10 protein-coding genes are annotated in these 11,047 nt (G+C 72.0%); 5 read left to right on the top strand and 5 right to left on the bottom strand.

What is annotated here, in order from left to right:
• Positions 1-8: 8 nt before the first annotated feature.
• Positions 9-869, bottom strand: coding sequence for an arylamine N-acetyltransferase family protein (locus Air01nite_RS01400; RefSeq protein ID WP_203699896.1), 861 nt, complete (start codon positions 867-869; stop codon positions 9-11).
• A 61-nt stretch (positions 870-930) separates the two neighbouring features.
• Between Air01nite_RS01400 and Air01nite_RS01405 the strand changes: the two genes are divergently transcribed.
• From Air01nite_RS01405 to Air01nite_RS01425, 5 genes are all read left to right on the top strand, one after another.
• The gene (locus tag Air01nite_RS01405) at positions 931-2,346 is read left to right on the top strand and encodes an MFS transporter (protein WP_203699897.1); all 1,416 of its coding nucleotides are present in this window, start codon (positions 931-933) and stop codon (positions 2,344-2,346) included.
• Between the two features lie 78 nt (positions 2,347-2,424).
• Positions 2,425-5,184, top strand: a complete 2,760-nt coding sequence (locus Air01nite_RS01410) for an AAA family ATPase (protein WP_203699898.1) — start codon at positions 2,425-2,427, stop codon at positions 5,182-5,184.
• A 65-nt stretch (positions 5,185-5,249) separates the two neighbouring features.
• Entirely contained in the window at positions 5,250-5,705 is a 456-nt protein-coding gene (locus Air01nite_RS01415) for a nuclear transport factor 2 family protein (protein ID WP_203699899.1), read from the top strand.
• 19 nt (positions 5,706-5,724) lie between these two features.
• Positions 5,725-6,570, top strand: coding sequence for an alpha/beta fold hydrolase (locus Air01nite_RS01420; RefSeq protein WP_203699900.1), 846 nt, complete (start codon positions 5,725-5,727; stop codon positions 6,568-6,570).
• A 1-nt stretch (position 6,571) separates the two neighbouring features.
• A complete protein-coding gene (locus Air01nite_RS01425; RefSeq protein WP_203699901.1) occupies positions 6,572-7,462 on the top strand; it encodes a DUF2515 family protein in 891 nt (296 codons plus the stop codon).
• Between the two features lie 45 nt (positions 7,463-7,507).
• Here the strand turns inward: Air01nite_RS01425 and Air01nite_RS01430 are convergent, their stop codons facing one another.
• From Air01nite_RS01430 to Air01nite_RS01445, 4 genes are all read right to left on the bottom strand, one after another.
• Entirely contained in the window at positions 7,508-8,050 is a 543-nt protein-coding gene (locus Air01nite_RS01430) for a phospholipase (RefSeq protein WP_203699902.1), read from the bottom strand.
• Positions 8,051-8,202: 152 nt separating this feature from the next.
• Positions 8,203-9,321: a pyridoxal phosphate-dependent aminotransferase gene (locus tag Air01nite_RS01435; RefSeq protein WP_203699903.1), complete on the bottom strand. Its 1,119-nt coding sequence runs from the start codon at positions 9,319-9,321 to the stop codon at positions 8,203-8,205.
• Positions 9,322-9,394: 73 nt separating this feature from the next.
• Positions 9,395-10,360 (bottom strand): SLAC1 family transporter, encoded by a 966-nt coding sequence (locus tag Air01nite_RS01440; protein ID WP_308439944.1) that lies wholly within the window; start codon positions 10,358-10,360, stop codon positions 9,395-9,397.
• A 27-nt stretch (positions 10,361-10,387) separates the two neighbouring features.
• Complete coding sequence (locus tag Air01nite_RS01445) at positions 10,388-11,038, bottom strand: O-methyltransferase (RefSeq protein ID WP_203699905.1); 651 nt, start codon at positions 11,036-11,038, stop codon at positions 10,388-10,390.
• Positions 11,039-11,047: the final 9 nt, after the last annotated feature.

The following is an 11,047-nucleotide window of genomic DNA, read 5'->3' on the forward strand; positions in this document are numbered from 1 at the left end:
TGGACAGTCTATCGGCGCCCTCCCGCCACCCAGGACTCGTGTGAGGCGCGGACCCGGTCCCAGACGGTCGCGCGTTCGGCGGTCGTCACGTCGTCGATGCCGATGTTGAACAGGCCCGTGAGCATGCCCCACCACTCCTCGCGGTTGGTGACCTCGCGTCTGGCCTGGCCCGTCGCGGTCACCGTGGTCAGGGTCAGCCCGCGCAGGATGTCGGCGCCCGCGACGTGCCGGCGTTGTGCCGTCAGCGTGCGGACGAAGCCCGACGTCGGTGACGTGGACAGCTCCTCGTGCATCTGCGCGAAGTCGGCCGGCACCGCCTCCTTGGCGCGGAAGTCCATGCCCTCGAAGCTGCCGATCGGAGCATGGGTCAGGCGCCAGCCGTCGGGCTCGGCGTCAGAGCGGTCCAGGTGGAGGTCGTAGGGGCCCTGGCGGAACGGGCCGGGCGCCAGCGGCACCGGTGCGTGCAGGCCGTCGCCCAGCCCCACGTCGACGAACCAGACACCGGCCGGGCACTTGGGCGTCGGCAGGCCGTGCACCGTCAGCACCAGGTGGTTGCCGTTGGCGCCGACCGGCGAAGGGACGCCGCGGCCCTGGACGCCGCCGAGGTGCCAGCGGACGTCGTAGCCCAGCGCGGACAGCAGGGCCGACAGCGCGCCGTTGACGTGGTAGCAGTAGCCGCCGCGGCCTAGTCGGGCGACGCGGTCGGCGGACTCGTGCGGGTCGACGCGGGTGGTGCGGCCGAGGTGGATGTCGAGGGTGGTGTAGGCGATGCGCTCGGCGTGGGCGCGGTGCAGCGCCGCCAGGGCGGGTGCGCTCGGTGGCTCGGCGCGCAGCCCGAGGCGGCTGAGGTAGGTGGGGACGTCGACCATGGGGAGACCGTACAGCGGCGGTCTGACGGTTTTTCGGCCCTGCGCGGGGTATTCGCTGTTGATGAGGGGCCGGCTTGCGGCAGCGCTCGGCGGGCCGGTCCGGGCGCGCGTGATCATCCTGTTGGCGGTGGTCCTCGCGCTGAACTCCGCGGACAGCGGGACGATCGGTGCGGTCGCCGCGCCGCTGGAGGCCGACCTCGGGATCTCGCACGCCCAGCTCGGGCTATTCGCCACCGTCTCGTCCGGGGTCGGCGCGGTCGCCGCGCCGGTGGCGGGCGTGTTGGCCGACCGGACCACGCGGGTCCGGCTGCTCGTCATAACCATCGCCGTCTGGAGCGCGTCGATGGTCGTCGGCGGGCTGGCGCCGAACTACCTCTGGCTGCTGCTCTCCCGGATCACGCTCGGCGCCGCGGTGGCCGCCGCCGGACCGATCGTGGCGTCGCTGATCGGCGACTTCTTCGCACCGAACGAACGGGCCAAGATCTACGGCTGGGTGCTCACCGGCGAGCTCGTCGGCGCCGGCCTCGCGCTGCTGGTCGGCGGCGACGTGGCCGCCTGGCTGACCTGGCGGGCGCCGTTCCTCGGCCTCGCGGCGATCAGCCTCGGGCTGGCGGCCGCGCTGTGGCGCCTGATGCCCGAGCCCCGGCGCGGCGGCGCCGGGCGCCTGCCACCGGGCCGGCTCAGACACCACGACGCCGCCGCCGAGGCCGACCAGGCCAAGGCCACCATCCTGGAGGAGGGCGTGCTGCCCGACCCCGACCGGGTGCTGCGCCGCGATCCGGACAAGATGACCTTCTGGCAGGCGGCACGGTACGTGCTGGGCATCCGGACCAACCGCACGCTGATCATCGCGACGGCGGTCGGCTACTTCTTCTTCGCCGGCCTGCGCACGTTCGCGCTGCTCTTCGCGCTGGACCGGTACGGCCTGCCGCAAGCGCTCGTCAGCCTGGTGATCATCCCGATCGGCCTGGGAGCCGTGTTCGGCACGCTCTTCGGCGGCCGGTTCACGGACCGTCTGGTGCGCCGCCGGCGCACGAACGCGCGGGTGACGGTGCCGGCGTACGCGTACTCGGCGGCCGCCCTGGTCTTCCTGCCCGGCCTGGTCCTGGCGAACATCTGGCTATCGGTGGTCTTCTTCACCCTCGGCGCCTGCTTCCTGGCCAGCGCGAACGCGCCCCTGGGCGCGGCCCGCCTCGACATCGTCCCGTCGGCGTTGTGGGGCCGCGCGGAGAGCGTGCGCACGGTCCTGCAACTGGCCGCGGAGGCGGCGGGCCCGATCGCCTTCGGCTTCGTCGCGGACGAGTTCGGCGGCATGAGCGGCCGGGGCGCCGGCCTGCGCGACGCGTTCCTGGTCATGCTGGTGCCCCTGCTGGTCAACGGCCTCTGGCTGTTGCGCGCGCGACGCAGCTACCGCACGGACGTGGCGACCGCCGCCGCGGCCCGCCCGGCGGCCGAACCCGTCACCGAACGGGCCTGAGCCGCACGGCTGTCGGGGCGACGCGGAGCCGCCGCGCGTACGCCACAATCACGTCAGCGACGGCGCGGGAGGCTGGGCATGGGTGATCCGATGGCCGCCGGGCACCCGCTCGTGGGGCGCGAGCCGGAACTGGCGCGGCTCTTCGGCATGATCGACCAGATCGCGGCGCGCGGGGGCGCCCTCGTCGTCCGCGGTGAGGCGGGCATCGGAAAGTCCACCCTGCTCGCGGCTGCCACGCGGCGGGCGCGCGAGCGCGGAGCGCGGGTAGTGACGACGGCCGGCACGCAGTCGGAGGCGCGGTTGGCCTTCGGCGGCCTGCATCAACTCCTGCTGCCGTTCCTCGACCTGGTCCGGCACCGTCCCGACCCGCAGCGCAAGGCCCTCGACGTGGCGTTCGGCGTCACCGAAGGGGACGCGCCGGACCTGTTCCTGGTCGGCCTGGCCGCCCTCGGACTGCTCACCGAGCGGGATGCGCAGACACCGCTGCTGCTGGTGATCGAGGACGCGCACTGGCTCGACCGCTCGTCGGCCGAGGTGCTGGCATTCGTCGCGCGCCGGCTGGAGATGGAGCCGGTGGTCCTGCTCTTCGCGGTGCGCGACGGCGTGCCGAACGTCCTCGACGAGACCGGCCTGCCCGACCTTGTCGTGCGCGGCCTGGCCGACGCCGCGTCCCGCACGCTGCTCGACGCGCACGGCGGAGCCGACCTGTCCGGCGACCTCCGGGCGCGGATCCTCGCGGAGGCGGCCGGCAACCCGCTGGCCCTGATCGAGCTTCCGCCCGCGGCCGCCGGCCTCGACCCGGCCCGGCACTGGGAGCCGCTGCCCCTGTCGGCGCGACTGGAGGCCACGTTCGCCACCAGACTGACCACTCTGGACACCGACGCACGCAAACTTTTGCTGCTGGCGGCACTCGAAGACGGCACGATGGCGGAGCTGAACCAGGCAGCCGAAGAGCTGCTCGGCACGCGGTTCGACATGGCACATTGGACGCTCGCCGAGGCGGCCGGGCTGGGCCGGGTCGGCGACGACGGGTTCCGGTTCCGGCACCCGTTGATCAGGTCGGCCGTCTACCAGTCCGCCGGCGGGGCCCAGCGCCGGCAGGCGCACGCCGCGCTCGCCCGCGCCTTGGCCGGCGACCCGGACCGGGCCGTCTGGCACCGGGCGGCCGCCGCACCCGGCCCGGACGAGGACGTCGCGTCGGCGCTGGACGCCGCGGCGGTGAGGGCGCGGGACCGGGGCGGCCTCGACGTCGCGTTCGCGGCGCAGGAGCGGGCTGCCGCGCTGACCGCCGATCCGCGGCTGCGTGCGCTCCGGCTCGCCCGGGCCGGGAACCTCGCCAACCAACTCGGCCGGTCGACGGACGCGGTGCGGCTGCTCCGGGCCGCACTCCAGGTTGGACACCTGCCCGCGCACGAGGCAGCGATGGCCGCGTTCGATCTGGAGACGCTGACGAGAGCCTGGTCCGGCGAGGCCACGATCCGGCGGTTCGCGCGGATCGCCGAGGACCTCGCCGACCGCGGTCAGCACCGGCGAGCCCTCGAAAGCCTGGCCACGGTGTCGGTACGGGCCAACTGGGACCAGCTCGACGACCGCACGAGGCAGCACGTGTCCGCGTTCGTCGCGCGGCTCCCGGTGGCCGCCGACGACCCGCAGCGGCTGGCGGCTCTCGGCCTGGTCGATCCGGTCCACCGGGGCCGGGAGGTGATCGCCCGGGTAGCCCGGATGTCGCCGGCCGGGATGCCCGACCCCGACGAGTCGATGGCGGTCGGTCGGGCCGCCATGGCGGTGTGGGCCGACAACCTGGCTCTGCCGTTCCTGCGCGCCGCGGTGGCCGGATACCGGGCCGACGGCCGGCTGGCCCGGCTCGCACAGGCCCTCATGTACGAGGCCTGGTCCGACGTCAACTGCGGCGCGGTCCGCAACGCGTTCACTAGCGCCGCCGAGGCGGGGAGCCTCGCCGGGGAGGCCCGCCAGATCCGGTTCGGGCGCGCCGCGAGCCTCGCCCACGCCATCGCCGCCGCCGAGTTGCGCGAGGAGGACACCGCCGAGCGCCTGATCGCCGACGCGGAGGCGGCGCTGGTGCCGATGGGCCCCAACCCACAGCTCTCGCTGGTCGCGTTCGCGCGGGGCCGGGTCGCGCTCGCGGCCGAACGCCCCGGCGAGGCGTACGACCATCTCCTCCGCATCTACACGCCCACGGACCCGTCCTACCAGCCGTACGTGGCCGGCTGGGCGCTCGCCGACCTCGTGGACGCGGCCGTCCGCGGCGATCGGGACCTCGCCGTGCTCCACGGTCTGTTGCCGCAGTGGGCGGAGACCGCGGCCGCGATGGGCGCGCCGCACCTCGAGGTCCAGGTCGCCTACGCGGCCGCGCTGGTCGCCGACCGGGAGACCGCCGAACACCGGTACCAGGCCGCGCTGGCGACGAGCACCGGCGGCTGGCCGTTCTACACGGCCCGCACCCAGCTCGCGTACGGAGGCTGGCTGCGCCGGCACCGTCGGGGCGGCGACGCCCGTGCGCCCCTGCGCGAGGCCGCCCGGGTCTTCGACGCGCTGGGCCTGCTGCGCTACGCGGACCGCGCGCGCCGCGAGCTGCGCGCGTCCGGCGAGCGCGCACGCCGGCGCGTGGCGGAGGCCTGGACCGAGCTGAGCCCGCAGGAGCTGCAGATCGCGCAACTGGCGGCCGAGGGCCTCTCCAACCGCGACATCGGCGAACGGCTCTACCTCTCACACCGGACGGTGAGCACACACCTGCACCGCCTGTTCCCGAAGCTGGGCATCACCTCACGCACCCAGCTCCGCGACGCGCTCCAGCCAGAGCAAGAGGCCGTCATTTGACGTACGCGACCCGCCAGGTGGATGTCTAGGTTCGAGTCCGTTCTCACCTGCCGGAGGGAGGGCTCGTGCTTTACCGATCCATCGTCAAGCAGCGAATTCGCCAGGCGTTCGACGACGTGAACAACCGTCGGTGGGACGAGCTGATGAAGTCGATCAGCCCGAATGTCCATCACCGCTTCGGCGGCGTACACGCGATCGGTGGTCAGCGTCATGACCGGAAGACCTTACGCCTCTGGTTCGAGCGTCTGGCACGCGTGTTGCCCGATCTCCACCTGACGATCAACGACATCTGGGTGCAGGGCTGGCCGTGGCACACCATGGTCTTCGTGCAGTGGGACGGCACGGCGACCCTGCTCAACGGTGACCCGTACAGCCAACATGCCGTGCACGTCATCACCCTGCGCTGGGGCAAGATCGCCGCGCTCGACGTCTTCGAGGACTCGCAGGCGGTCGACCGTGCCCTTGCCGTGCAAGCGGCCGCCGGCCTCGACGAGGCCGTCGCCGCACCAATCGTGAGTTAGAGCGACCCGGGAGGGCGACATGCCGCGGATCACCGTCGGAACCGAGAACGACGCGCCGATCGAAGTCCACTACGAGGATCACGGCAGCGGGGACCCGGTCGTGCTGGTGCACGGGTATCCGCTCAACGGGGACTCGTGGGAGCGCCAGGAACGCCAACTCCTGGCGCACGGCTATCGGGTGATCACGTACGACCGCCGGGGGTTCGGGCGGTCGAGCCGACCCACCGTCGGCTACGACTACGACACCTTCGCGGCCGACCTCAACGACCTGATCGAGGCGCTCGACCTGCACGACGTCGTGCTCGTCGGCTTCTCGATGGGCTCGGGCGAGGTGACGCGCTACCTCGGCACCTACGGCTCCGGCCGGGTGCGCAAGGCCGCGCTGCTCGGCGCGATCCCGCCGTTCCTGCTCAAGACCGACGACAACCCCGAGGGCGTCGACCAGCAGGTGTTCGACGGCATCAAGGCGGCGATCCTCGAGGACCGCTACGCGTACTTCACAGACTTCCTGAACAACTTCTACAACGTCGACAAGCTCATGCCCGACCGGATCAGCGAGCCCGCCTGGACCGCCAGCTTCCAGGTCGCCGCCGGCAGTTCGCCGTTCGCGACGTACGCCTGCGTGGACACCTGGCTCACCGACTTCCGCCGCGACCTGGCCAAGATCGACGTCCCGGTGCTGGTCGTGCACGGCACCGAGGACCGGATCCTCCCGTACGAGGCGACCGCGGCGCGACTGCCGGCTCTGCTCGACGACGTCACGCTGGTCGCCGTCGAGGAAGGCCCGCACAACATCGCCTGGACGCATCCGGAAGAGGTGAACAAGGCCCTGCTGGCGTTCCTGTCCGCGCCCGTGGCCGACTGACGTGGAAACCGACCCGGCCCCGGAGACGGTCGCCGACTGGAAGGCGGTGACCGACCGCCTGCTGATCAGCCGATGCTGCGCGTTCCACCGCAACCTGGAGATCTCGTCGCGCTACGCCTCGGTCTACCGTCGCCTGCCGGCCTGCTTCAAGTGGGCCGGCATGGCCGCGATCGCGTCGCACCACGTCCGGCTCGCGCTCTACCCGCTGCGGCTGGACGCCGATCGCACCGGCTACGTGGACATCCCGCACAGCCTGCGTCGGCGGCGGCTGCTGTTGACGCACGACGTCGACACGATCCGCGCGACGAACAACGCCATCTTCGATGACATCTTCTGGGTTCATCTCGCCTACGCCGGCGAAGGCGACAGCGACGGCGACGGGATCGAGCGCCTGCGGGCGCTGCTGGGAGCCGACACCCACTACGCGCCGGTCCTCGCCGGCTTCGAGGCGATCGACCGCGGCCGCCGCGTCCTGGCCGACGACACGGCGTCCGCCGGCGATCGGCGGACGGCGGCCGACCTCATCTGGGCGGGCAACGTCCAGTTGCTCGAGCACGAGCAGCGCACCCTGGTGCAGCCACACTTCGACGGCCTGTCGTGCGCGTTCGCCCGGCTCGTCTCGATCGGCTCGGCCACGAGCTTCGAAGTGCACGGCCTGCGGCGGGAAGCCGCGTACTTCACCTCGTTCTACCTCTACTCGATCCTGCACGGCCTGCGTGCCCAACCGTGGCCGAGAATCACCCGCTACGACGACCGCTGGCGCTGGCTCGTCAGCAGCGTCGTCCCCCGCTTCCGCAAGTTCGACGCCAACGCGCTCCTCGTCGATGCCAGCATGCGGCGGATCCTCGACCATTCGGAGCGCTACGCGTCGGTACCGTGTGTGCGACCTTGAACGGGTCCACCGCGGCCGAACCGCGGTGGACCCACGGGGTGAGCGTCAGGAGCGGGCCAGGGCCGCTTCCTGGCGCCGCACCTCGGCGATCTGCGCCGCGGCCTTGTCCAGGTCCGCCTGGCTGACCGCGACCTTGCCGAACGCCCGCACAGCCTGGTAGTAGGTCCAGGCCAGGCCGTCGCAGATGGGCTTCAACGCCACGTTGTAACGGGTGCAGACGCGCTTGAGGTCCTCGTAGAAGGCGCTGTCCAGACGCGACTTGTTGGCGCTGAACTGGCCCATCGCCTTGTAGTTGCGGTAACCGAAGTCGTGCCGGTAGCAGGAGAGCTCGAACGCGAAGCCGAACGGGTTGTCGGGGCTGCTCGAGCAGTAGTCGGTGGACCAGTCGAAGTTGTACGCCTGCCACGCGCCCTGGTTGAGGCGGGCCGCGTTCCAGGCGTTGTAACTGGTGGCGCTGGTCTGGGTGAAGCTCGACAGGACGGCGAGCTTCTCGGCGTTCGTGACGGCGAGGGCGGGTGAGGCGATGCCGAGCAGCATCAGCAGGGCGAGCGCGCCGGCGGAGACGAGGGTGAGCAACCTACGAGGCATGGCTTGGGTACCTCCTGGGCAGGGCGCGGTGGGGGTGCCGCGCGGGTGGGTCCTCGGTGGTGGTCGAGGTGATCCACAGTCTTGGGACGCCCGGGTACGGACGCCCCTACCCATGTTGGAGCCAAGCCAACAAGAATGTAAATAAATGAATATCAACGAGCCAGCTTGACCGCGTCGGCCAGGCGGTCCAACGCCGTCGCGAAGTCCGCGGGCGGCAGGTGGCCGAAGCCGAGCCGGAACACCCGGTCCGACTCGAAGAACCACGAACCTCGACCCACCCGCAGCGACAGGGTGGGCAGGGCCGCGTAGAAACGGCGCACGCCGTCGTCGGAGATCGCATCCGGACGCAGGCGTACGCAGCACAGGGCTCCCGCGTCCGGCCGCAGCAGTTCCACCTCCGGCACCGCCGCCGCCCAGGAGGTCAGCGTGGCCAGGGCCGCGGACAGGGCCGCCCAGCGCTCGCCCAGCACCCGCGACCGCTGGCGCAGCACCTCGGCCGCCAGCAACTCGTCCACCCCGGACCCGGTGAGCAGGGTGGTGAACTTGGCCAGCCTCAGCCGCTCGCACAAGGACGGCGACGTGGCCGTCAGCCAGCCGACCCGCAGGCCCGGCGCGCCGTAGGCCTTCGACAGCGACGAGCACGTCACCACCGACGGGCCCAGCGACGCGGCCGACGGCGGCACCGCACCGTCGTAGGCGCCGTCCCGGTAGGTCTCGTCGACCAGCACCACCGCTTCCGGAGCGATCGACGCGACCCCGGCGACCAGGGCGGCCAGGTCGCGCTCCGCCATGCGTACCCCTGACGGGTTCTGGGGTGAGGCCACCGAGACCAGCCGCGTCGACGGGCGGACCGCGGCGAGCACCGCCGGCACGTCGAGCCGGTAACCGGCGTCGAAGGAGAGCGCCACCGACGAGACCGACGCCCGCAGCGCGGTCAGCGTCGAGAGCGCCGGGGGAAAGCACGGCGTGACCACCACGGCGCGGTCGCCGGCTTCGACACAGGTGAGGGCCAGCAGGAACATCGCGCCGATGCCGCCGGGCGTCAGCAGGACCGCGGACGGTGGGACGGCGAGGTCGGCGGCGACCAGCGTGCGCAACGACTCGTCACCCACCGACGTCCCGTAGCCGATCGGCAGGTCGTCGAGTCGCGCGAGGACGTCGGGCGTGAGCAGCGAGCCGAGCCGCAGCGGCGGGCTCGTGCTCTCCGCCAGGTCGTAGCGGCAGGGCTCGTCGACCAGGTCCGACATCGGCGCGGGCGGAAAGCGGTCCATCACCCGATCCTGGCCGCGGCCGCCGGCCGAGGGGCATGGCCAATCGCGCCGAAGTGGCCCCTCGCGCGGGTGATCAGGTTCGGTTGACCGGAGGAGCCGGCCGCGGCGGCAGGTACCGGCCGCGGGCGACCGCGACCAGCGTGCGCACAAAGACGCCGCCGACCAGCAACGTGATCGCGCCCAGGACCAGCCAGCTCAGCGCGAGCGTCCCGGTCGGCCGGCCCACGTTGATCCAGACCAGCGCCACGGTCGCGACCGCCGCGTAGGCGAAGGTGAACGCCCAGAAAGCCGGGCTGAAGGACAGCCGGAGGTACGCCGGCAGGAAGCGGATCTGGGCGACCACCAGCAGCACCCCGTAGCCGGCGAGGATGGCCGCGAACGCGTCGATCCGGCCGCCGTTGAGCGCGAAGTAGGCGATGCTGGCCACCGGGGCCGGCGCCACCTCGATGGCCAGGGTGGGGAACAGCGGCGGCGGCAGCAGCGGGTTGACGAACAGCCGGTTCATGATGATCGAGCCGAGCACGAGCCAGCAGATCAGCCCGAGACCGAACATGAACTCGCCGAGCCGGCGCTGCCCGACGTTGGTGGCGGCGGCCGAGGCGACCAGTCCACCGGCGACGGTCGGCAGGAAGAAGCCCGGATGGATCTTCGAGGCGTCCAGCGCCCCGTAGATCCAGTGTCCCGTCAGGATGCCGCCGTAGAGCAGCGTGAGCACGACGAAGACGTCGACCAGCACGACCGCGGCATCGTGCGCCCTGGGCTCCAGACCCAGCGCGGCGAGCAGCATCGGCACGATGAACGCCACCGAGATGAACGGCGCCCCGACGTTGTCGAGCACGTCCGCCCACACGTCGCGCGGGCGCGAGAAGTAGAGCACGCACGACAGCAGCCAGACGACGGCAGCCAGGATCAGCAGCGCGTCGGTGACCCCGGCGGGGGTGATGCCGTACGACTCCGCGAACGCCCAAACCTCTGCCAGCCCGGTCAGTCCGAATGACATGCTGAAGATGTTTGGTGGCACTTTGCCCAGGGATGCCACAAATAGGACATTACCGGGCTCGCCGCGTCAGCGCTTGCGGATGAGCGTTACTCCGTCGCGCACCGGCAGCATCACCACGCTGACCCGCGGGTCGGCCACAACCCGGTCGTTGAGCTCCCGGATCGCGACGTCGGCCTCGCCGTCGAACGACGGGTCGACCACCCGGCCGCCGCGCAGCACGTTGTCGAGCACGATCAACCCGCCGGGCCGCAGCCGCGTCACCAGCTCCGCGTAGTACGCCGGGTAGCCGGTCTTGTCGGCGTCGATGAACGCGAAGTCGACGGTCTCCTCCGTGGGCAGCGCGCGCAGCGTGTCGAGCGCGGGCGCGATCCGCAGCTCGATCCGGTCGGCGAGGCCGGCCCGGTCCCAGTAGCGGCGGGCGATCGAGGTCCACTCCTCGCTCACGTCGCAGGCCAACAGCGACCCGCCCGGCGCCAGCCCGCGGGCGATGCAGATCGACGAGTAGCCGGTGAACACGCCCACCTCGACCGCCCGGGTGGCGCCGACGAGCTGGACGAGCATGGTCAGCAGCTCACCCTCGTCGTGGGAGATCTGCATCTGCGCGGAGGACGGGAACGCTCGGGTGGTCTCGGCGGCCAGCTCGTGCAGCAGGTCGTCGGCGGGTGACGAGTGCGCGAGCAGGTAGTCGCTGATCGCCGCGCTGGTGAGGTCGGACATGATCACGAG

The organism is Asanoa iriomotensis (assembly GCF_016862515.1).
GTDB lineage: Bacteria > Actinomycetota > Actinomycetes > Mycobacteriales > Micromonosporaceae > Asanoa > Asanoa iriomotensis.

Coding starts and splice junctions, on each gene's coding strand:
- Air01nite_RS01400 (WP_203699896.1), bottom strand. CDS start 869: ATGGTCGACGTCCCCACCTACCTCAGCCGCCTCGGGCTGCGCGCCGAG.
- Air01nite_RS01405 (WP_203699897.1), top strand. CDS start 931: ATGAGGGGCCGGCTTGCGGCAGCGCTCGGCGGGCCGGTCCGGGCGCGC.
- Air01nite_RS01410 (WP_203699898.1), top strand. CDS start 2,425: ATGGGTGATCCGATGGCCGCCGGGCACCCGCTCGTGGGGCGCGAGCCG.
- Air01nite_RS01420 (WP_203699900.1), top strand. CDS start 5,725: ATGCCGCGGATCACCGTCGGAACCGAGAACGACGCGCCGATCGAAGTC.
- Air01nite_RS01430 (WP_203699902.1), bottom strand. CDS start 8,050: ATGCCTCGTAGGTTGCTCACCCTCGTCTCCGCCGGCGCGCTCGCCCTG.
- Air01nite_RS01435 (WP_203699903.1), bottom strand. CDS start 9,321: ATGGACCGCTTTCCGCCCGCGCCGATGTCGGACCTGGTCGACGAGCCC.
- Air01nite_RS01445 (WP_203699905.1), bottom strand. CDS start 11,038: ATGTCCGACCTCACCAGCGCGGCGATCAGCGACTACCTGCTCGCGCAC.